Source organism: uncultured Butyricimonas sp. (assembly GCF_959596855.1).
GTDB lineage: Bacteria > Bacteroidota > Bacteroidia > Bacteroidales > Marinifilaceae > Butyricimonas > Butyricimonas muris.
On sequence record NZ_CAUFYA010000046.1, the window covers coordinates 21,910 to 43,074 of the forward strand.

The following is a 21,165-nucleotide window of genomic DNA, read 5'->3' on the forward strand; positions in this document are numbered from 1 at the left end:
GGAATCAATTTATCAATAAATTAAATATTTCTTTCTTACATCCATAAAGTTCGCCACGTCTTCCTGCCAACCGGCACGGATATCCTCTTCCGTCTTGCCATCCTTGATTTGCTGTCTGACACGGGTATTCCCGACCAACTTGTCAAACAAGGCATTAAAGAAAGGCTCTTTCCCCTCGTACTTCCTGTATGCCAACAATAACCACGCCAAATCCAACCGTTTCATCTCAAATATCGTGTTATATTCTTTGGCCAAGTCCATTCCATAACAAGTCTTCCCCGCACACTTCGGGGTCATGCTCATCCCTTTTATCGGTTTCGGGACATAACTATACGGCATATCTTTCAGGTCGGGATGACCGAAGACTTGAAAAGGCCGCAAAGTGCCCCGCCCCTCGTTAATCGCCGTCCCCTCGAAAAAACAAGTTGACGGATAAAGCATCACGGAAACCGAATCCGGCAAATTGGGCGAAGGCGCGTAAGGTAAAGCAACGGGTTGTTCCCGATTCCACCCCTCACAAGGAACGACTGTCAGATCACATTTCACCTGCCCCTTCAACCATCCTTCTCCATTAATCATTCGCGCGTACTCGCCAATCGTCATTCCATACACCACAGGCACCGGGTGCATCCCCACGAACGACACGCATTCTTTTTCCAGCACGGGACCATCCACGTAAAAAGCATTCGGGTTCGGACGATCCATGACAATGAAAGGGATTCCCTGTTCCGCGCACGCTTCCATCACGTAATGCAGCGTCGACAGGTAAGTATAAAAACGGACACCCACGTCCTGTATATCAAAAACCATTACTTCTATCCCTTTCAAATCCGCCGGTTGGGGTTTCTTGTTTTTCCCGTAAAGGGACACTATCGGCAAACCGGTCGTCACATCCGTATCATTCTTTATCGTCTCCCCGGCATCCGCCGTACCCCGGAATCCATGCTCCGGTGCGAAAACACGAATCACATCAACTCCCTGTTCCCGCAAAAAGTCAACCCCGTGTTGTTCACCCACGCGGGAAGTATGATTAGCCACCACTCCCACCTTTTTACCTGCCAACAAATCACGGTATGCGTCATAACGCTCTATCCCGTTCCGTAAATTCACGGAAATAGCATCCGTACACGCGGATGCTATCACCAACATCAATATCAAATATCTCATCAATTACTTCTTTGTTTCCTGCTGCTGCTCTTTCTCCTTGAAATCGATCACCATCGTGTTCAGTATAGCCTCCACTTGTTTCAGCATATCCCGTTTCTCCTCGTTCGGGTAATAAACGTACCCCATCATGTAGATCACCCGCTGGTGTTCCTCGTCCAACACCACGTTCAACACGAACGGTCCCGCCATAAAATCATTCACCACCGTCCACAGTCCCCGAACAGACACCGCGTAATGTCCGTTATATTTATATTGCACAAAAGTATAAGGAATTTCCGTGTCCAGCGCCATATACGAACCGTTCCTCGGTCCGGGAATAAACTTCTCCAACTCCTCGTTCACCCGATCCACGATAATCACGTGATTAAACTGGCTCTCGTGCTCGTATTTCTCCGTGAAAAATATAATCCCCTTGCTATCTTTCTTGGTTTCGCTCGAAATCCACACGAAATCAGTCGTATCCTTATTGATATAATAACCTGTCGGGCAATACAACAACATATCATACTTCTTCTTGAACAGGTTAAATATCCGGCTATCCGCCGTACGCTTGTAGATAGACACCAATCGATCGCGCTCCGCTTTCGCATAAATACCCAATATCTTCATCTTGTTCTCCTCGAACAATTGTATTGCCACCTTGTTATTCGGGGCGGCAATTTTTATAAACTTCTGAGTTTTTGCCCAAGGACTATCCGCATATTGCACGTACGCCGAATCAATCGTCGGGGAAATCTTGATTTGCAGTACATTCCGATGCCCCTTCATATTCTTGTCGAAATACATCTCCGGCAAATTCATCACATCCATAATAGGCTCCGCCTGCGGAAGTCCGTCCTGCTCCTGCCCGAAGAAAGCCTTTATCGTATCTCCCACCGGACCGTTCCACACGTTTTTCTCGGCAATCACCAAAACCTGATTAATCTTGCCCGAAATAGAAGGCATCAAATTCTTCGTGGCATTCTTACAAGAACCCAACACCAAAATCATCGCGAAAACAAATAATATCTTTCTCATAGCATACAATTGAAAATTAAAAATTGAAAATTGAAAATGAACCTACCAAAAACTTCATTTATCTATTTCCCATTATATATATTATTGAAAATCAAAAACACAGAGCAATTTTCAATTCTGCATTTTCAATTTTCAATTGCTAAAATTTACTGTTTGCCTCATCCAGAATCCCTTTCACCGATCCCACGAGGATTTTCGCCTCCACCATCACGGGAATCCTGTACTCGTCATTACTCACCCATACCTTCATATTCTCCCCGCCCTTGAAAACATCTCCGGCGACAAGCAAAGGCGAGAACACGTAACATTGCCTGCGTCCGCTATCCGTCTTCACCTTTTCCAGTCCCAGATAACGGATATATAAATCGTAAATCTTGTCATCCAACAATATACGTATGGGTATCATATCCCCTTTCTTGTACTTGTCAAAATCCAATTCACGGGCTTTCCACGCCACGGACAACATATTATACGTGTCCGGTTGCAAAGCAATCGTATCCTTACGCTTATACTTTCCTATCTTATGCACGTCGGACAGAATCCGGTTACTGTCATAATCCCACACGTAATCGAACGTCTTGTGATAATTCCCCTCGTGAGCCTTCCGGGAAAACTCGTAAGGCATATAAGTCACGCTATCATGGTGAGAAATCAACGTATCGCGCAACTTGAACACCCAATCCCACGAGGGATTGGAATACCCCACGGCGAACACCTCCTCCGCGTTCGGGTACTTTTCGGAAGGCTTCACGCTCATCTCCACCGCACCGGCGTTAATCCAGATAAAGCCCCAATTGTAATAGCCCCTGTATGTCAGTTTTTCTATCACGTTGGGCACCTTCCTCTGCGAAACGGCAGGCAGGCTGACGAACAATACCAATATCAGTATAATTATTCTCATCTATTGTTTCTGTTTCTCCGGTTATCCTTGTTCTCTGTATTTTTCTTTTTACTCGGGTCTTCTCTCTTGTACGTTTTGCTCGCGTCAAATTCCTGCTCCACGTCGAAGTTTTTCTTCAAATTAATCTCCACGGGCAAATATTTTATCTCTTCGGGTTGAATACCTTTCAAGTAATTACCCGTGTCCCACTTCTTGTTACCGTTCCGGTCGAGTATCCCGCGAATCATATATTTCCCCTCGTTCAAATAATCGAACATCACCTTCCCGTCCTTCTCTATCCAACGCTCTTCCAGCACTTTCACTTCCTTATCCCCTTGATAAAGTTGTATAATTATCGGCGTTTGGGCATTCTTCACCTGCACGAAAATCTTCCCGTAATCCTCCTCCGCCTTGGTCTTGAACGTTTTCTCGATCTTATTGTTATATAACCCGTAAATACTATATATTCCCATAGAATCTACAACTAATTTATACTCTGTTTCCGGCTTCCATTTCGTTCCAAGTTCATATCTACGAATCTTCAGGCTATCCCGTTTCATCGTGAAATCAGCGGGTTCCCATATCGTATCCACCTTCTCGAACAAATGAATATTCTTAAACCCGTCTTCGTGAATCGGTCGGTCAAAATCAAAACGAATCCCTTTATTCAAATCGGCCGTTCCGCCAACCCCGATATTCACCTCCATAAACTTGATCTCCGGAATCGTGTCCTTATCCTTCTTACGTCTTCCTTTAGGTTCCGGTTTATCCTTGAAATAGAAACGAGTCGTGTCGGTAAAAAGTTCCCGTTTCCCGAGGGAATCTGAACGCAAATAAGTCACTAACGCCGTTAAAGAATCAATCTTGTACACCAGCGAATCTTTTATCCACAACTGAATAGTATCTCTGCCGGCAGAACGCTCTTCAAGGAACCAGTCACTCTGATCTTCTTTTTCCAGCAAATGCAACCCGCGCAGACGTACACTCAACCGATTCTCCGCCGGGATACTGAATATAAAATCCAACCGTTCCCTCTCCTTGCGATCCCCGTCCACTAGATACAACTGAGTTTTCTCCTCGTCAAACATCGGGATAAACAGGTTACTCGGCCCGAACGCCGTGTAATCCCTCCGCACGATCGTGTCCTGTGTCAACACTTTCAACTCGACACCTTTCTTTGTACGACGTCCCTCCAATACCACGGTATCGGGACGTATCGTGTCATACACGACTACCGGGAAAGCCATTGTCGTCACCAGCGAATCTATAAAACCGACCTTTTCCTCCTCCGGCATAAACTTGTTATCCCGGTTCGCGTCATCGATCGCCAGTATCCGGTAGGTAGTATTTTTTATATTCGTCACCCGGAACATTCCTGCGCTATCCGTCCTTGCCACGTAATTCGGCAATTCCAACATGGCGGCTGAATCCGCGTGATTCTCGTAAAACAGCACCATAGCCCCCAACACGGGCAACTGCGATTCCATGTCGATCACCTGTCCCGCCAACTCCATCGAATCCAGTTTCGGTCCCGTGGAAAACACGTAACGGTAGAACCCCAACGGATTACCCTCGTTATTATCCACGATTGCATCGGCAAAATCCAACGTGTACGTCGTTTCCGGCAACAACGTGTCTTGGAAGGTCACCCGTATATATTTTCCCCGCAGGCTCACTCTCGCTTTCTTCTTCGCCGGGGGCGACATCACGAATTTATTGTTAATCTCCTTGAGTTGCACGTACTCGTCAAAATAAATATCAATATACTTCCCTTTAAAGTTCGTGGAATACGATTCCGGCACCTCCTTGATCACTTTTGGCGGAGTCTCGTCCTTCTCCCCCCCTTGCGGGTATCCCCGGTTCGCGCAAGCATAAATTACCAACGCTATCATCACAGCAACAAAACAGAATCCGTTCCAAAAAATCTTATTCATAGCTCTTCCAAATATTAACTTTACAAAACTAGGGAAAAAAAGCTAAAATCCTCTCAAATTCAGTTTTAAGATTTCAGTTTTTTAAATTTTACCGGCTTTACCGAGACAAGCAACGCTACATCGCACACCCTCTATCTTCCGCAACTCAGCCAGACAAGCCTTGGTTGTCGCGCCACTCGTGAGGACATCATCCACCAGCAACACGTGACACCCCCGCAACCGCCCCGGATCCGTTAAACGGAAAGCCTTCATCACGTTATCCGCCCTTTCTTCCCGGCTCAACCCTGTCTGCGAACGAGTATTCTCCTTCCGTTCAAGCACATCCGGCACAATCTTTACCCCTAAAACCCCTGCAATCCCCGTGCCAATCGCCAACGACTGATTAAATCCCCGCTCTTTTTCACGTGCCGGATGCAACGGCACCGGAATAACACAATCAATTCCATATCCCGTCCCGATCCTCTCTCCAAGCATCCGTCCTGCCCACACACCCAACTCCCGCCTCGACTTGTATTTTATGGCATATATCAATTGATGAAAATCACTCTCCCGGTTATACGTGAACAACCAAAACAAATTCTCCGCGTCCAACACCTCTTTCATTCTCTCGTCCGCCCCTTCATCCGCCCCCTCGTTCAGCGGCATCCGGCACAAACATCCCGAGCACATGAACCGTTCTCCGCGTACCAACACGTCACCACACACCACGCAAACTCTCGGAAACAACAATCCAACCCCCGACCGCAAATAATCCAAAAATATCTTCCCCAACCTCTTAATCACAAATCCAATATCTTTCAATCTAAAATCATAAATCCAAAATCATAAATTCCCTTCACTGTTTCACGAAGTTATAAGTAATCGTTCCTGCCAGCCTTTCCGGGGCACTCGCATCTACATTGAACTCCGACCGCAATGCAGCGTCTACCGCCACTTCCCGTAAATTACTATCCTGATTTGATTCCTTATCCACGACCTCGGCTTTTAACACCCGCCCTTGTCGGTTCACCACTACGGCAACAACCACCTTTCCCCCGAATTCACACTTGTAAACCGGAATCGGCAAATAAGTCTTGTAACGCCCCTTGATATTATAGGACACGCTACTCTTCCCCACGTACACCGTGGATTGCAACGAATCCAACAGCCTCTGCTTCTCGTCCCGGCTAAAACGAATACTATCCTCCTTGAAATGTTTATTTTTCTCCGCCTTATAACGATCCCCGTAATCCCCCCGCAATTCTTCCTGTATCTCGTTGATATATTCCTCTATCCGCTCGTGCGACTCCGACGCCTCATTACTTTTCACCGCGTCTTCATTTACCGCCATCGAACGCAACATCCTCTCCACCTCTTCATCCGCGCTCTGGCGAGCCACCTCCTCTTTCTTCTTGATCTCTTCCTGTTTCTGCTGAATAATTTCCGGCTCCGGCATATCCAACTCGATCTCCATCTCCACGTGATTCTCCAACTGGGATATCCCCATACTCACCAGACAAATCGCCACCAACAGATGAAATATCACCGTCCCCATCACCCCGTGGCGATGCTCGTCCAGCCAGCACAGCAAAGATTCTTTCAGCCCAGAAAAATCAATTCGTTTTCCCATAATACATATATAATATCTCACTCAAATTTTATCGCCTTCACCGGACTGATCTTGGAAATCAGCATCGTGGGAATCACCAGCATCAGCACCGTCACGGCAATCACTCCCGCGTTCAACAAAATCACGTACCCGATACTAAAATTAACAGGCACAGTATCCATGTAATAAGTCACCGGATCGAGATGTATCACGTTAAAAGCCGCCTGTACACCTGCCAGCACAAATGCCAACACGTTGCCCCACAACATCCCGCGGGCAATCAACCCGGCTGAAATATAAAGGAACAACTTACGCAAAGATACATTTTTGTATCCCAACGCTTTCATGATACCGATAAATGTTGTCTTATCCAATATTAAAATCAACAGACCGGATACCATATTAAATCCCGCCACCGTCACGATCAGGAGCAAAATCACCCACACGTTCATGTTCAACAACGCCAGCCAGTCAAAAATCTGCGGTGCCTCGTCGGCAAGCGTCCGCACCTCGCAATACCATCCCAGCTCGTCAAGCAAGTCGTCCACCTTCTCCGCCATTTCATTCACCTGTTCCACGTCGTCCAACTCCACGGCAATCTTTGACACCTCTCCCGCTTTCCAACCGTTCAAACGAGCCAGATGCCGGACATCCGCCACGACCATCACGTCGTCATACTCCTTGAACCCGGTGTCGTATATACCCGCTACCGTGAACACCCGTGCCCGAGGCGGTTCCTGCACGAAATGCGACGTCACCCGGTCGCCCAACCCCAAGCCTAGCATGGAAGCGACAGAGCGGGAAATCAATATGTCATTCGAGGTCGTCTCCGTTGAAAAATCCGGAAACATCCCCTCCTTCAAATTCCGTTGAAAAAAAGCCGCATCATAACCCGCGTCCACCCCTTTCAGCACTATCCCGTGAATCTCCTCCTTGCTCTTGAATATAGCGGGCTTCTCGATATACCCGTACACGTCCTTCACCCCCTCAACCCGTTTCAATTCCGTCATCAGCGTGTCCGCCCCCCGGATAACCCCCTCATCTCCCGTTGAACCGGGCATAAAAGGCAGCACGTTCAGATGCGCGGTGAAACCCGATAACTTTTCCGTGATCTCCTGCTTGAACCCGGTGATAATGAACAACGACAACAACATCACGCACAATCCCAACGCGATACCCACGATAGCGATCTTCACGATCGGCACCGACACGGACTTCATCGCGTCCCCTTTCAACAACCTACGCGCAATATACCATTCCAGATTCATATAACAATTGAAAATTGAAAATTGAAAACTGAAAATGAAGCCAAAACCCATATCAATATTTCAATCTTCCGGTTTTAATTACGCGAAACTACGAAAACAATAACAGATTCAAAAACTTGCCCCGATTATTTCCGCACCCGAAACAATTTTTGTACAGAACGATTCAACCCCGTTTCCACGGTTATCCCACCGTAATCCTGCCTTTTCCCGCTTACCCCCTCGTTTTACCACTCTTACACCATCCGTCCCCAAGGGGGCTGAAAGCTCTCCGGAAGCAGCCTGCAAGAAAGTTGAGGTAGAATTACCATAGGATAACCGTGGGTTTACCCCTTGTCTACCCATACTCTACCTCATCTTCGAAGCATGAACGTATCATGAACGTACCATGAACGTAAACGAACGTTCATGCTTTGAAGTTAGTTTGTTAATGAAAGCTTTTTAAGGTAGAGAAAGGAGCCGGAGAAGATAGGGCAAACACGCGCCACGTCTACCCCTCCTTTACAGAATCAAACTAAATTACTCCGATGGCTTCAAATTTAAAACGATTTCGGGATATTAAATGACAATTTTTTATTAAACTCGCGTACATGCTAAAAGAATGAGAATAAATCATATAAAATATAATCATGCAGAATAATCTAATTGACAAACAAATCGTTGACCGGAAGCTGGAAGCGTGCGGGATCCGTGACATGGAAGATGCCACGATACGCGACATCGTGAAAGTTGTAAACATGGTTGAAGCCGAATGCGGGGAAAAATTCATCCGCATGGAAATGGGTGTACCGGGATTGGCTCCCTCGAAGATCGGCATTGACGCCGAAATAGAGGCTTTACGTGCCGGATGTGCCCAATTCTATCCCATGCTGGAAGGACACAAGGAATTCAAGGAAGAAGGGTCCAAGTTCGTGAAAAACTTCATGGACATTGACATCAAACCGGAAGGCATCATTCCCACGGTGGGTTCCATGCAAGCCTGTTTCGCCGCCTTTATGGCAGTGACCGAATGCAAGAAGGGAAAAGACACCGTGCTCTTCATCGATCCCGGCTTTCCCGTGCAGAAAACACAGATGCAGGTCATCGGTAAACCGTTCGAGTCATTCGACGTGTACAACTACCGCGGGGAAAAACTCCGGGAGAAACTGGAAGAACACCTCTCCAAGGGAAATATTTCCGCCATCCTGTACAGCAACCCGAACAACCCGGCATGGATTTGCTTCACGGACGAAGAATTAAAAATTATCGGGGAACTCGCCACCAAATATGACGTGATCGTGCTGGAAGACCTCGCTTACTTCGCCATGGACTTCCGCCGTGATCTTTCCGTACCGGGCAAGGCCCCGTTCCAAGCCACAGTCGGCAAATACACGGACAACTATATCGTGATGATCTCCGGTTCAAAATTATTCAGCTACGCAGGACAACGTCTGGGTATCATGTGTATTTCCGACGCCCTTTACAACCGCAAGTACGACAACCTGCACGACCGTTTCGGGGGAATGGGCACACTCGGGTACACGATTGTAAACCGCATCATCTATACCCTGTCATCCGGAACCACCCACTCCTGCCAGTACGCTATGGCTGCAATTCTGAAGGCTGCCAACGAGGGGCGTATCAACATCCTCGACGGGGTACGGGAATACGCCGAGCGGGCTAACGCCATGAAAACACTCTTTACCAAATACGGTTTCGAGATCGTGTACGATCGGGATCTGGAGGAACCGATTGCCGACGGATTCTACTTCACGCTGATTTACCCGGGATTCTCCGGTGGCGAGTTGGCAAAAGCAATCCTGTATTATGGCATATCCGCGATTCCGTTGCGGGATACCGGCTCAAAAAAACAAGGTTTGCGCGCTTGCGTATCCCAAACGGGACTCGAACGCATGCCCGACCTAGAAGAACGGTTGAAACGTTTCGCCGCGGACCACAAATAATTGAAAATGGAGAATTGAATTTTCAACTTTCAATTTTCAATTGATTCAAGCCTTGAAAGAAAACAATTTCGGGATAAAAGCAAAACAATGTTAAAATGGTAACAAACTATTTCAAGATTCAATTTAAGTTTGTAATTTTATCCCGTAAATGCGTTACAAACTAGAAGAGAAATAGAGAATTTATTTATAAATCATAACCTATTATTCAATTATGGCAAAATTTAGAGGCGCTGTCGTCGTTGACAAAGAAAAATGTAAAGGATGCAACCTTTGCGTGGTCGCGTGTCCTACCAAAACTCTTGCTTTGGCAAAAGAGGTAAACGGTAAAGGATACAACTACTCCGAGATGGTAAATCCGGAAGCATGTATTGGATGTGCCAGCTGTGCGCTGGTATGCCCTGACTCGGTAATTACCGTTTACAAAATGAATGTAGAATAAGAATAAAAACTACCAAAAATGGCAGAAGTAAAATTAATGAAAGGGAATGAGGTAATAGCCGAGGCCGCAATCCGTTGCGGATGTGACGCATACTACGGTTATCCTATTACCCCGCAATCCGAAGTCATGGAAACTCTCATGGCACGCAAACCGTGGGAGGAAACAGGAATGGTTGTGTTGCAGGCCGAGAGTGAATTGGCCTCCATCAACATGGTATACGGTGCCGCCGCTTGCGGTAAAAAAGCTATGACATCTTCATCCAGCCCCGGTATGTCGCTAATGCAAGAAGCACTCACGTACTTGGCAGGAGCCGAGTTACCGTGTCTGGTCGTGAACGTTGTACGCGGAGGCCCAGGATTGGGAACCATCCAACCGGCACAGAGTGACTATTTCCAAGCAACCAAAGGTGGTGGTCATGGTGACTATCACTTGATCGTGCTTGCTCCCGCTTCCGTGCAAGAAATGAATGATTTCGTGGGTCTTGGATTTGACCTCGCTTTCAAATATCGCAATCCCGCCATGATCCTTGCCGACGGTGTTATCGGACAGATGATGGAAAAAGTTCAATTGAGCGAACCCAAAGCTCGCTGGACAGAGGAAGAGATCGAAAAAATGTCCGACAGTTGGGCATTGACCGGAAAGAAACCGCATCGTTACCACAACACGGTTACTTCTCTTGAACTTGACTCTTACAAACAAGAAAAATTCAACCACAAACTTCAGGCTAAATACAAGGAAATGGAAGAGAACGACGTTCGCTTCGAGGAGATCCAATGCGAGGATGCAGACTACCTGTTCGTGGCTTACGGATCAGCTTCCCGTATTTGCCAAAAGGCCGTACAACTGTGTCGTGAAAAAGGAATCAAAGTGGGTATCCTTCGCCCGATCACGCTTTATCCTTTCCCGAAAAAAGAAGTGGCTCGCCTGTCAAAACAAGTTAAGGGTATCTTGACTGTAGAGATGAGTGCCGGACAAATGATTGAAGACGTTCGATTGAACGTGGCAAACCATGACATCCCGGTAGAACACTACGGACGTTTCGGGGGTGTGATCCCGACACCGGAAGAGATCGTTGAAGCACTTGAAAAACAAATTATAGGAGCATAAGCTATGTCAGTAGAATTAAAAGATATAATAAAAGAGGAGAATATTGTTTACAAGAAAACTCCCGTGCTTACCGACAACGTGATGCACTACTGCCCGGGATGTTCCCATGGCGTGGTTCACAAAATCTTGGCGGAAGTGATCGAAGAAATGGGTATTCAGGACAAGACCATCGGTGTATCTCCGGTAGGATGTTCCGTGCTCGCTTACAATTATTTGGACATTGACTGGGCGGAAGCAGCTCACGGTCGCGCACCTGCCGTTGCTACCGGAATCAGCCGCATTCACCCGGATCGTTACGTGTTCACGTACCAAGGTGACGGTGACTTGGCATCTATCGGATGCGGGGAAATCATGCACGCTTGCAACCGTGGTGAAAACATCGTGGTGATCTTTATCAACAACGCTATCTACGGTATGACCGGGGGACAAATGGCACCGACCACCCTTCTGGGACAGGTTACCGCTACCACTCCTTACGGACGTGACGCCAAGTTGAACGGATTCCCGATGAAATTGACCGAATTACTCGCTCAATTGGACGGAACTTGCTATGTAACCCGTCAGTCGGTACATACCCCGGCTAACGTGCGCAAAGCAAAAGCCGCTATCCGCAAGGCATTCGAGAATACCCGGAAAGAAAAAGGTACTTCTTTCGTGGAAATCGTCGGTACTTGTAACTCCGGTTGGAAAATGACCCCGGTTGACGCCAACAAGTGGATGGTTGACAACATGTTCCCGAAATACCAGTTAGGAGACATCAAAGATAATTGAAAATGCAGAATTGAAAATTGAAAATGAATATCCTTCAACTTTCAATTTTCAATCGCAGTTTACAAATTAGACGAATTAAAACAATAACAAGAAACTTGAAGATTGTCAATCATCATTTTCAATTTTCAATTTTCAATTTTCAATTTACTAATTATGACAGAAGAAATCATTATAGCAGGATTCGGTGGGCAAGGAGTTCTTTCCATGGGAAAAATTCTCGCTTACTCCGGAATTATGCAAGATCAAGAGGTGGCATGGATGCCGTCTTACGGTCCTGAAATGCGCGGTGGTACTGCCAACGTAACCGTCATCCTGAGTGACGAGCGCATCAGCTCCCCGATCTTAACCAAATATGATACTGCCATCATTCTTAACCAACAATCAATGGATAAGTTTGAGAGCATGGTAAAACCCGGTGGTGTCTTGATCTACGACCCGAACGGTATTACCCACAATCCCACGAGAAAAGATATCAACATCTACAAAATCGAGGGAACAGCCATCGCAGCTGAAAAAGGTAACCCGAAAGTATTCAACATGATCGTTCTCGGTGGCTTCTTGAAAGTAAAACCGATCGTGAAATTGGATAACGTGGAAAAAGGGTTAGCAAAATCATTGCCCGCCCGTCACCACAAGATGATCCCGATGAACATCGAGGCTATTCAAATGGGAATGGACAACGTTGAAGTTGTAAACCAACTATAAAAACAAAGCCCCGCTCCGGCGGGGCTTTTTAATTCTCTCCTACCAGCACAACGTATATATCACCGCCAAAAGAATACAGATAATATAGGCACAGATATTAAATACTTTATCTGTTTTGAATAACTCGGAAGTCAACACCAAGCCTTTCGGGTCATCGTCGGTTTCACAGGTTGCCAGACTAACCATACCGATTGTTACCATCGTCAACAGGAAGGTGTACATCATCTGATCGAGGAATGGCATTTGTATCGGCAAGAATTTCAGCAACAACGCTACCGGGATAGAAACCAGCACCCCGATAATGGCTCCCCGGTTGGTCGTTTTCTTCCAGAACAATCCCATCAGGAACACTGCCAGAATACCAGGGCTCACCAATCCCGTGTACTCTTGAATATACACAAACATCTGATCGAAATTCGCCATCAAAGGAGCGATAAAACCGGCTATAATCAAAGCCGCAGCAGCAGTTAACCGTCCCACGTTTACCAACTTTTTGTGGGAAGCACCGTGATTTATGTAAGGTTTATAAATATCCATCGTGAAAATGGTAGACGTGGAATTTAACATGGAAGCCAACGAAGACACGATCGCCGCCGCCAAAGCCGCAAGAACCAATCCTTTTAATCCCGTGGGAACGAAAGTTCCGATCAGCCACGGGTAAGCCTTGTCATTACCACCCGTCATCTCGAACATCGCCGTTACCGAGGGATCTTTTGTCTCCGTGTACATCACGAAAGCCACGATGCCCGGAATAACCACTATCAACGGAACGATCAATTTCAAGAATGCCGCGAAAGCTATTCCCCTCTGGGCTTCCTTTAATGACTTCGCCGCCAGTGTACGCTGGATGATATATTGATTGAACCCCCAGTAATACAAATTCGCTACCCACAGACCTCCTACCAGAACGGCGATTCCGGGCAAGTTCTTAAATTCCGGGTTATCCTTGGAAATAATCATGTGAAACTTGTCCTCTGCCGTATCCACCACGTGCTTGAAGCCTTCCACCACTCCGCCGCCGGGCAACACGTTATCCAAGGCTATCAAAGTTGTAATCACACCGCCGATAATCAATAAAGCGACTTGAATCACATCCGTCCAAGCCACTGCCGACAGTCCCCCGTATATGGAATAAGCGGCCGCCACGAAAGCAAGGCACACGATGGAAGGGATAAACAAGTCCCCGTTGCCCGTACCGATAATCGTGTCTATCGCTTTTGCCCCGAGAAAAAGCACGGATGTCAAGTTGACGAAAACAAATAAAGCAATCCAAAAAACGGCAAGTATCGTTTTCAAATTCTTGGAAAAACGCTTCTCCACGAACTCCGGGATGGTGTATAACCCTTGCTTGATAAAAACAGGCAGGAAAAACTTACCCACGACAATCAACGTCAAGGCGGCCATAAACTCGTAGGAAGCAATAGCCAACCCCACGGCAAAGCCCGAACCGGACATCCCGATAAACTGCTCGGCAGAGATATTAGCCGCTATCAGAGAAGCCCCGATAGCCCACCACGGCAATGATTTACTAGCGAGGAAATAATCCTCCGTTGTCTTTTGTACGCCTTTCTTTCCCCTCGAAACCCACAAACCCACGGCAATAATCATAACGGCATATAGCCCGAAAATGAGATAATCCCAGAATTCAAAATTCGTGTTCAACATCTTTCCAATTATTTAGGTTTGTACTTTAGTAAACTTTCCGCACCCCGTCGCCAATATCCGCCACGTAGAACTCGGCATTCAAACCGATCTTGTCATGGTAAATCCCGGCAAGCCTCTCGATAAAATCCTGCACGTTATCCTCTTGCACAAGGCTCACCGTGCAACCGCCGAAACCGCCGCCCGTGATACGGGAACCCAACACTCCGGGCAGTTTCTGCCCCTCTTCCGCCAGAGTATCCATCTCCCTGCCAGTGACCTCGTAATCCTCTTTCAACGAACGATGCGAGTCGTTCATCAATTGCCCGAAGCGAGTCAGCTCACCTTTTTGGAGCACCTCGATCGCCTCGTTTACCCGTTCGTTTTCCGTCACGGCGTGACGAGCCCTTCTATACACCGTATCGTTCGGCATAAGATACGCCAGTTTCTCGAATGTCACGGGACTGAGATCACAAAGGTGAGCGGTTTTCACTTCCCGGTTGATAGCCGCCAACGCTTGTTCGCACTCGCTTCGCCGTTCGTTATATTTGGAAGTCACCAAATCGTGATTCTTGTTCGAGTTGGTGATCACCAATTTGTAGCCGTTAATATTCAAGGGTATCAAATCGTAATCCAAGGTGGCACAATCCAGCGCGATGGCATGTTCCTTCTTTCCCATTCCCACGGCAAACTGGTCCATAATCCCGCAATTCATCCCCACGAAATCGTTTTCCGCATGCTGGGACATTTTTACCAGCTCGACCGTGTCTAAATTCGCTCCTAGCAGATCATTCAGCATATACGCCGTCACCACCTCCATCGAGGCGGAAGAAGATAGCCCCGCACCACTGGGAATATCCCCGAAATACAATATATCGAAACCCCACGGGTTGAATCCCCGGTTCGCAAATTCTTTCATGACGCCCAAGGGATATTTCACCCACTCGTTCGGTTTACCCGTGAAAGCACTTTCATCCAACACGCCCTGATACGGCAGATTCATACTGGCAAAACCGCTTTTACGGTCACCCCGACGGGCAACCGATAAATAAGTCCCGAAACTCAAGGCACAAGGGAACACCCGTCCCCCGTTATAATCAATATGTTCTCCGATCAGATTCACCCGTCCGGGGGCAAAATAAAGATGTTCCACCTTTCCCCCGTATATCTCTTGAAATCTCTGTTCCAACACGCTTGTATCCATGGTGTAGAATTTAAAATTTAGAGTTTAAAATGACACGTAACAAGAGCTTTGACAGCTTTTGCACGACCATTGTTTACAAAGTTAAAGTATTTTCTTTAAAATTTTGACGGTACATGAATGAAAATCGTCGTCTATTGCTTACTTTTATGACTCGATAAAAATCACGAACCATGAAACTGAAAGAATATATCTTGAAAAACGAGTGCCTTGAGATTCATGTCTGTAACCTCGGCGGAATCATCAAAAATCTATTTGTCCGTGATTGCAAATGGAAGCAGACGGACGTCGTACTCGGGTTCGATACTGTCGAACAATACACCGAGCCCGCATACCTGAATAATTACCCGTATTTCGGCGCACTTATCGGACGCTATGGTAACCGGATAAAAGATGCCGCTTTTGAAATAAACGGGCAAACATTCTCTTTAGATAAAAACGACAACGGGAATTGCCTGCATAGCGGTTCGGCAGGATTTGACAAGCGAATTTGGGATGTCGAGCAACCGGATGACGAACACTTGATCCTTCGCCTTACCGATCAAGACGGAGAGGGCGGTTTTCCCGGGACATTGGATGTCACCGTACGGTACTCGATAGAACAAAACGTGTTTCGGGTCATTCACGAGGCAACCTGCGACAAAGCCACCCACGTGAACCTCACGCAACATCCTTACTTCAACCTCAAACCGGATGACGAGAATATAGGAAATCACGAGTTGCACCTGTATTCCCAACGCTATCTCGAAACAACTCCCGATTTGATTCCCACGGGCAATATCCTCCCTGCAGAAAACAAGTACGCTTTCAATTTCAACAAACCGCTTTTCCTTGCCTTACAGGAAGACGGGTTGGACGATTGCTACGTGTACGGGGACCTCGGTGTACCGCAACTCATGGCTGAATTGTCCCACCCGAAGAACGGGATCACGCTCACCATTCTATCCGACTACCCCGGACTGCAAGTATATACCGGCAAACACATCAACGTGCCAAACGGTAAAAACGGTAAACATTACGGGGCTTATTCGGGCATTGCCCTAGAAACACAAATGTTCCCCGACAGTCCTCATCATCCCTCGTTCCCCGCGACATTACTCAAGCCGGGCGAGGTGTATCGTCATAAAACGGTTTACTCGTTCAACTGCTTTAACGTATAAGAAAAACATACAACTATGAAAACAGCTATTACATCTATTCTGGTTTTACTTTCTCTATTAACTTTTGGTGAAAACAAATGGACATTTACCGCCAAGGACAAAAAAGTTATAGAGAAAGCGGTTTCTGAAATCCCGGACTCCACTCGTCAACGTTTTGAAAAACGATATAAAGACTGGAAACATGCTTGCGATACAAATCACAGAGTAAAATTAAGCAGCCGCTCTGATGCTTCCAAAGAAGTTGAAGAATATAAAACCTTGATAAAAATGGGTGACATCATCCTTCCACTGCTAATACAAAAAATGAGTGAAGATATTAGCAGAAATTTCTTTGACTTAGTCCCGTACAACGAACTGCAAAAAAATACAGACTTAAAAATAAACGCGCTCATGTCCGAACAGGACAAGGCATACCAGACGGTATTATTCTGGATTATGGATAGATTATCGTTCTCCCGATAGCCACCATCAACTGATAGTACATGAGCGTGTAATTGATTTTTTCCTGTTCCAATTGCAGTTTGGTATTCGTGACATTGGTAGAACTGGTTAGCAATTCGAGATTCGTGATCGCGCCTTCCCGATAGTTCACTTCCGCTTGGCGATAGGCTTCCTCCGCCACCTTTACTTGGAGTGCAAGCAATTCTATTTTCGTTCTGCAGGAATGAAGGTCGTTATAACAGGCGACTATCTCGTTTTCCACTTGTTTTTCCAACAGACGGATAGCCGCATCGGCTTGAGCCGTGCGGGACTGACCGATGATTTTTTCACTCCGGCGGTTACCGCCATCGTAAATGGGAATGCGCAAAGTAACACCCGCGGTATAATTCATCTTCAAGCGGTCAAGATGGGGCTGGTAACCGTTTTTAGCACCTGCCTGAAAAACAGCCGACAACATTACAATAACAGATAATATACGTCTCATATAATCATTCATTTTGTTTTCAAAAAGAACATGGGAATAATCGCAAGTATCGTGATCACGAATGCCACGTAGAATACATCGTTGATCCCGCTAATATACGCCTCCATATCCACGTGTTCGAGAATATATTCTTTCGCGTAACTGACCGACTCGGAATGTCCCAATCCCCCGTTAGAGGCAAAGAAACGGGCTAACCCGTCAACCGTATTCGAATAGGTCTGCCCCGTGTAAGCTATCGCCTCGTGATAGCGTTCCGTGTGATAAGTCTGTCGTTGAGTCAACAAGTGACTGAACATCGCCACGCCGAAACTTCCCCCGATTTGCCGCACGATATTCGTGACACTCGATGCCTGTGCCATCTGCCGGTTACCGATTTGCCGGAATGACACGTTCAGCAAAGGGGGATAGAGGATACCCAACCCAACACCCCGCAAATAAAGACTCACCATAATATACCATTTGTCCGTGAGAAAGGAAAACGAGTAGTTCATGTAGAAACTGCTACACAGGAGTATCAGCCCGGTCATAATCACAATCTTGGGATTCACCCACCGCGTCATATTTCCCGCCATGGGCGACGCCACCGCCTGCAGGAATCCCACGGGCAAAAAGAATAACCCGGTCTGGTAAGCCGAATACCCCAGTGAATCCTGCATGTACAAGGGTATCAAGAAAGTACTCCCAAACATCCCGATACCGAAAATAAACACGATCAAGTTCGCCAACGAGAAATTATGATCCTTGAATATCTTCAAGTTAATCATGGGATTCTTCACGGTCAGTTCCGTGTAAAGAAACAACACGAAACTCACGACCGCCACCCACATACACCCCAACACGAGGGGACTGGACCACCCTTTCGTGTTCGTGCTCGACGTCACCTCCGACAACCCGTACAGGAATACCGGCAGAAAGATCGCCGAAGTGATAAACCCGGGAATATCAAATTTTTTGCTCACTCCCGTCTTGTACTCCCGTTGCACGATCAGCGTGTATATAATACTGAATATCCCGATAGGTATATTCACGAAAAAGATATAATTCCAGTTCAGGTTATCCACAAGATATCCCCCGATAAGCGGCCCGAACGAAACGGACGCCGCCGAAGCTATCGCCCAAAAACCGAGTGCCATCCCCCGTTGCTCAACGGGAAAAACGGTCGTCACGACCGCCATCCCCACGGGCATCAGCAACCCGCCTCCCACGCCTTGGATAATACGCCAGAACACGAGTTCCCCGATAGCCGTGGAATTCCCGCACATGAACGAACCGACGGTAAAGACCACCAACGAGAAAACAAAGATGCGCTTGTACCCGAAACGGTCAGACAACCACCCCGCCGCCGGAAGTATCGTTGCCATGGAGAGCATATACCCCGTGAGAATCCACTCGGCACTATTCATCGAAGCCCCGAGCGTACCCATAATCACGGGCAGTCCCGTGTTGACCACCGTCGAATCGAGTACCGCCATAAAGGTGGTAAGCATCACGTTAAGCAACACGAGCCATTTATAACTTCCTCCCCCGGCAACAGCAGTTTCGCTCATTCCTTCACGATTTTAACGGTTGCCGACATTCCCGATACCAGTTTGACCCGGGCTTTCTGCCCGTCGTCCCCCTCCACCTTGTCAATAGAAATCTTCAGAGGAATACGCTGCGTCACTTTCGTGAAATTACCGGAAGCGTTATTCGGCGGCACGAGAGCGAACTCCGACGCCGTGTTATCCCCGATATAATACACCCGCCCCTCGAAAGTCAGTTTGTCGTAAGCGTCCAGCGTGAATTGGGCTTTTTGTCCCAAGTATATCTCTTTAAACTTCGTCTCTTCAAGATAAACCGCCACCCAGATATCCGTTCCCCGGTTCAAGGTAAACGCCGTCTGTCCCGCCTCGAGCATATCCCCCGGCAACACCCACCTCTTGCCGACGATTCCGTCAGCGGGAGCCAACACCCGATAGTATCCCAACTCCGCACGTGCCGAGGCAATCGTCGCCTCCACGGCACGTATCGCGGCCTCCGCGGCTTTCAATTCCGCCTCGACCGCGGGGAAACGGTCACGGGCTATCTCTGTCTGCAATTTCGAAGCTTTCCATGCCTGTTCCACGTCTTGATATTTCTCGAGCGGAATCACGTTACGCTCGTACTGCGCCTTCGCCCGTTGATAATTCTCGAGGTTCAACTGTTCGGTCAACCGGGCAATATTCAACTCTTTACGAGCCGTCACGAGGCTCACCCGCCGTGAGGCAAGTTGAGCCAATTGCTGTTCTCTTTGCGCTTCTGCTTGACTTACGCGAGCCAAAGCAACGCTATCGTCAAGAGTCAGCAGCAGATCTCCTTGCCGCACGGTATCCCCCTCCATCACGTACAAGCGGGTCACCTGCCCCATCACCTGTGACGAAACACCGATCCGGTACGTGTCGAGATTCGCGTCATCCGTGCTAATATACTTCCTGTAATTCAGCCACCATAGAACAACAGCAACAATGGCCACGATAATAAAAATAATCAAGAATATAATTTTCTTCTTCTCTCCTTTCTTGGAGACTCCTACTGCATCTGCCATATATCGTATTTAGTTTAGTTAGAATACCTCATATAAACGTAGGGCAAATAATTTAGTTATAATAAATTTCACCCGTTCACGGACTTTCCCTCTCTAAAGACGAATCTTATCTTAAAATTTAAAATACAGATTCCAGCACATGGAATGTAAAATTACAATACCGGCTATCAAGAATTACGGTATCAATAAAGCCAGCAATATTAAAAACAAATACAATAATCCAACATTGCACCAAACTATTCAACGAAAATTCTTAATATTATCAAATATACTCGTGTAACACAACCAATAAACGGACACTTCCAATTTCACCTAAATACCGATATATCAAATATTAAACTATCAACCACCACAATTACACGTTAAGATAAATAATACCCCTCGCTAAAAAAAATGCCGAATATTGACAATTTTATATGCTTATTGTTGCGAATAACAAAAATTATTTATTTCTTTGTTATCCAATATTGACACTATTTTGTCAAAAGGGCGTTCTTTGTTACATTGACTTTACACGGAAATTGCCGCTTATTCCCGTTACTTTCGGGATATGTCATAGTTTTGACTCAAACTGTTAAAAGCATGAAGTGAAATGAATATCCACTTTCAGACAAACTAGAATTTTCAAAAATCGGCGTGATGCTGAGTTGGTGTAAAGCAAAGACAGAGAGTGCGGTGGAAGATTGCTAGGGTCTTCCACCATTTTTAAGGATACTTTAATTTGAACTATACACCGATCGGGAAGTTTATTGCACAACACAATAACTTCCCGGTTTATTTTTTATCACGCAACTTGGAAAACCACAGGCATCATTCACTGTCGGTGAATTTTATTTCTACGAATATTATGGAGCATGGA

The 21,165-nt window shown here is 46.7% G+C and carries 20 protein-coding genes; 7 read left to right on the forward strand and 13 right to left on the reverse strand.

The window, feature by feature from the left end:
* Nucleotides 1-12: 12 nt before the first annotated feature.
* The 8 genes from Q5866_RS16860 to Q5866_RS16895 all read right to left on the reverse strand — a co-directional run bounded on the left by Q5866_RS16860 (nt 13) and on the right by Q5866_RS16895 (nt 8,196).
* Nucleotides 13-1,167 (reverse strand): exo-beta-N-acetylmuramidase NamZ domain-containing protein, encoded by a 1,155-nt coding sequence (locus tag Q5866_RS16860; RefSeq protein ID WP_227217201.1) that lies wholly within the window; start codon nt 1,165-1,167, stop codon nt 13-15.
* A 3-nt stretch (nt 1,168-1,170) separates the two neighbouring features.
* On the reverse strand, nt 1,171-2,184 hold the full coding sequence (locus Q5866_RS16865; RefSeq protein ID WP_292270152.1) for a DUF4837 family protein: 1,014 nt from the start codon (nt 2,182-2,184) through the stop codon (nt 1,171-1,173).
* 139 nt (nt 2,185-2,323) lie between these two features.
* A complete protein-coding gene (locus Q5866_RS16870; RefSeq protein WP_099289954.1) occupies nt 2,324-3,085 on the reverse strand; it encodes a DUF3108 domain-containing protein in 762 nt (253 codons plus the stop codon).
* The gene (locus Q5866_RS16875; protein ID WP_227217199.1) at nt 3,082-4,998 is read right to left on the reverse strand and encodes an Ig-like domain-containing protein; all 1,917 of its coding nucleotides are present in this window, start codon (nt 4,996-4,998) and stop codon (nt 3,082-3,084) included. The genes Q5866_RS16870 and Q5866_RS16875 overlap by 4 nt, the downstream gene beginning before the upstream one ends.
* Nucleotides 4,999-5,079: 81 nt before the next feature.
* Entirely contained in the window at nt 5,080-5,781 is a 702-nt protein-coding gene (locus tag Q5866_RS16880; RefSeq protein ID WP_303181427.1) for a ComF family protein, read from the reverse strand.
* A gap of 52 nt (nt 5,782-5,833) precedes the next feature.
* Nucleotides 5,834-6,607 carry an energy transducer TonB gene (locus tag Q5866_RS16885; protein WP_227217197.1) on the reverse strand — a complete coding sequence of 258 codons (774 nt, stop codon included), beginning with the start codon at nt 6,605-6,607 and terminating at the stop codon, nt 5,834-5,836.
* Between the two features lie 17 nt (nt 6,608-6,624).
* Nucleotides 6,625-7,854 (reverse strand): ABC transporter permease, encoded by a 1,230-nt coding sequence (locus tag Q5866_RS16890; protein ID WP_303181429.1) that lies wholly within the window; start codon nt 7,852-7,854, stop codon nt 6,625-6,627.
* A 108-nt stretch (nt 7,855-7,962) separates the two neighbouring features.
* The gene (locus tag Q5866_RS16895; protein ID WP_292270143.1) at nt 7,963-8,196 is read right to left on the reverse strand and encodes a hypothetical protein; all 234 of its coding nucleotides are present in this window, start codon (nt 8,194-8,196) and stop codon (nt 7,963-7,965) included.
* Between the two features lie 284 nt (nt 8,197-8,480).
* On the opposite strand from Q5866_RS16895, the gene Q5866_RS16900 reads away from it, so the two are divergent.
* The 5 genes from Q5866_RS16900 to Q5866_RS16920 all read left to right on the forward strand — a co-directional run bounded on the left by Q5866_RS16900 (nt 8,481) and on the right by Q5866_RS16920 (nt 12,816).
* A complete protein-coding gene (locus Q5866_RS16900) occupies nt 8,481-9,794 on the forward strand; it encodes a pyridoxal phosphate-dependent aminotransferase (RefSeq protein ID WP_303181431.1) in 1,314 nt (437 codons plus the stop codon).
* Between the two features lie 211 nt (nt 9,795-10,005).
* Nucleotides 10,006-10,233 (forward strand): 4Fe-4S binding protein, encoded by a 228-nt coding sequence (locus Q5866_RS16905; protein ID WP_099289949.1) that lies wholly within the window; start codon nt 10,006-10,008, stop codon nt 10,231-10,233.
* 18 nt (nt 10,234-10,251) lie between these two features.
* Nucleotides 10,252-11,340: a 3-methyl-2-oxobutanoate dehydrogenase subunit VorB gene (locus tag Q5866_RS16910; RefSeq protein WP_303181433.1), complete on the forward strand. Its 1,089-nt coding sequence runs from the start codon at nt 10,252-10,254 to the stop codon at nt 11,338-11,340.
* Between the two features lie 3 nt (nt 11,341-11,343).
* A complete protein-coding gene (locus Q5866_RS16915) occupies nt 11,344-12,111 on the forward strand; it encodes a thiamine pyrophosphate-dependent enzyme (protein ID WP_186977320.1) in 768 nt (255 codons plus the stop codon).
* Between the two features lie 153 nt (nt 12,112-12,264).
* Nucleotides 12,265-12,816, forward strand: coding sequence for a 2-oxoacid:acceptor oxidoreductase family protein (locus Q5866_RS16920; RefSeq protein WP_099289946.1), 552 nt, complete (start codon nt 12,265-12,267; stop codon nt 12,814-12,816).
* Between the two features lie 39 nt (nt 12,817-12,855).
* Here the strand turns inward: Q5866_RS16920 and Q5866_RS16925 are convergent, their stop codons facing one another.
* Together Q5866_RS16925 and Q5866_RS16930 are read right to left on the reverse strand one after the other, a co-directional pair.
* Nucleotides 12,856-14,481, reverse strand: a complete 1,626-nt coding sequence (locus Q5866_RS16925) for a sodium/sugar symporter (RefSeq protein ID WP_303181436.1) — start codon at nt 14,479-14,481, stop codon at nt 12,856-12,858.
* Between the two features lie 25 nt (nt 14,482-14,506).
* On the reverse strand, nt 14,507-15,661 hold the full coding sequence (locus Q5866_RS16930) for a galactokinase (protein ID WP_303181437.1): 1,155 nt from the start codon (nt 15,659-15,661) through the stop codon (nt 14,507-14,509).
* A gap of 170 nt (nt 15,662-15,831) precedes the next feature.
* Between Q5866_RS16930 and Q5866_RS16935 the strand changes: the two genes are divergently transcribed.
* Both Q5866_RS16935 and Q5866_RS16940 read left to right on the forward strand, forming a co-directional pair.
* On the forward strand, nt 15,832-16,818 hold the full coding sequence (locus Q5866_RS16935) for an aldose epimerase family protein (RefSeq protein ID WP_303181439.1): 987 nt from the start codon (nt 15,832-15,834) through the stop codon (nt 16,816-16,818).
* A 15-nt stretch (nt 16,819-16,833) separates the two neighbouring features.
* The gene (locus tag Q5866_RS16940; protein WP_303181440.1) at nt 16,834-17,280 is read left to right on the forward strand and encodes a hypothetical protein; all 447 of its coding nucleotides are present in this window, start codon (nt 16,834-16,836) and stop codon (nt 17,278-17,280) included.
* Here the strand turns inward: Q5866_RS16940 and Q5866_RS16945 are convergent.
* Genes Q5866_RS16945 through Q5866_RS16955 form a run of 3 tightly spaced genes read right to left on the reverse strand, consistent with a single transcriptional unit; the run spans nt 17,252 to nt 20,306 of the window.
* Entirely contained in the window at nt 17,252-17,743 is a 492-nt protein-coding gene (locus Q5866_RS16945) for a TolC family protein (protein ID WP_186977331.1), read from the reverse strand. The two genes, Q5866_RS16940 and Q5866_RS16945, sit on opposite strands and share 29 nt — an antisense overlap.
* A gap of 8 nt (nt 17,744-17,751) precedes the next feature.
* The gene (locus tag Q5866_RS16950) at nt 17,752-19,290 is read right to left on the reverse strand and encodes a DHA2 family efflux MFS transporter permease subunit (RefSeq protein ID WP_186977333.1); all 1,539 of its coding nucleotides are present in this window, start codon (nt 19,288-19,290) and stop codon (nt 17,752-17,754) included.
* Nucleotides 19,287-20,306 carry an HlyD family secretion protein gene (locus tag Q5866_RS16955; RefSeq protein ID WP_303181443.1) on the reverse strand — a complete coding sequence of 340 codons (1,020 nt, stop codon included), beginning with the start codon at nt 20,304-20,306 and terminating at the stop codon, nt 19,287-19,289. Before Q5866_RS16955 ends, Q5866_RS16950 begins: the two co-directional genes overlap by 4 nt.
* Nucleotides 20,307-21,165 lie beyond the last annotated feature (859 nt).

Excerpts from the sequence above, each read along its gene's own strand:
- Q5866_RS16920 (WP_099289946.1), top strand. The coding sequence starts at position 12,265 with ATGACAGAAGAAATCATTATAGCAGGATTCGGTGGGCAAGGAGTTCTT.
- Q5866_RS16900 (WP_303181431.1), top strand. The coding sequence starts at position 8,481 with ATGCAGAATAATCTAATTGACAAACAAATCGTTGACCGGAAGCTGGAA.
- Q5866_RS16860 (WP_227217201.1), bottom strand. The coding sequence starts at position 1,167 with ATGAGATATTTGATATTGATGTTGGTGATAGCATCCGCGTGTACGGAT.
- Q5866_RS16885 (WP_227217197.1), bottom strand. The coding sequence starts at position 6,607 with ATGGGAAAACGAATTGATTTTTCTGGGCTGAAAGAATCTTTGCTGTGC.
- Q5866_RS16895 (WP_292270143.1), bottom strand. The coding sequence starts at position 8,196 with ATGGGTAGACAAGGGGTAAACCCACGGTTATCCTATGGTAATTCTACC.
- Q5866_RS16935 (WP_303181439.1), top strand. The coding sequence starts at position 15,832 with ATGAAACTGAAAGAATATATCTTGAAAAACGAGTGCCTTGAGATTCAT.
- Q5866_RS16890 (WP_303181429.1), bottom strand. The coding sequence starts at position 7,854 with ATGAATCTGGAATGGTATATTGCGCGTAGGTTGTTGAAAGGGGACGCG.
- Q5866_RS16910 (WP_303181433.1), top strand. The coding sequence starts at position 10,252 with ATGGCAGAAGTAAAATTAATGAAAGGGAATGAGGTAATAGCCGAGGCC.
- Q5866_RS16955 (WP_303181443.1), bottom strand. The coding sequence starts at position 20,306 with ATGGCAGATGCAGTAGGAGTCTCCAAGAAAGGAGAGAAGAAGAAAATT.
- Q5866_RS16905 (WP_099289949.1), top strand. The coding sequence starts at position 10,006 with ATGGCAAAATTTAGAGGCGCTGTCGTCGTTGACAAAGAAAAATGTAAA.
- Q5866_RS16875 (WP_227217199.1), bottom strand. The coding sequence starts at position 4,998 with ATGAATAAGATTTTTTGGAACGGATTCTGTTTTGTTGCTGTGATGATA.
- Q5866_RS16945 (WP_186977331.1), bottom strand. The coding sequence starts at position 17,743 with ATGAGACGTATATTATCTGTTATTGTAATGTTGTCGGCTGTTTTTCAG.
- Q5866_RS16930 (WP_303181437.1), bottom strand. The coding sequence starts at position 15,661 with ATGGATACAAGCGTGTTGGAACAGAGATTTCAAGAGATATACGGGGGA.
- Q5866_RS16940 (WP_303181440.1), top strand. The coding sequence starts at position 16,834 with ATGAAAACAGCTATTACATCTATTCTGGTTTTACTTTCTCTATTAACT.
- Q5866_RS16865 (WP_292270152.1), bottom strand. The coding sequence starts at position 2,184 with ATGAGAAAGATATTATTTGTTTTCGCGATGATTTTGGTGTTGGGTTCT.
- Q5866_RS16915 (WP_186977320.1), top strand. The coding sequence starts at position 11,344 with ATGTCAGTAGAATTAAAAGATATAATAAAAGAGGAGAATATTGTTTAC.
- Q5866_RS16950 (WP_186977333.1), bottom strand. The coding sequence starts at position 19,290 with ATGAGCGAAACTGCTGTTGCCGGGGGAGGAAGTTATAAATGGCTCGTG.
- Q5866_RS16870 (WP_099289954.1), bottom strand. The coding sequence starts at position 3,085 with ATGAGAATAATTATACTGATATTGGTATTGTTCGTCAGCCTGCCTGCC.
- Q5866_RS16925 (WP_303181436.1), bottom strand. The coding sequence starts at position 14,481 with ATGTTGAACACGAATTTTGAATTCTGGGATTATCTCATTTTCGGGCTA.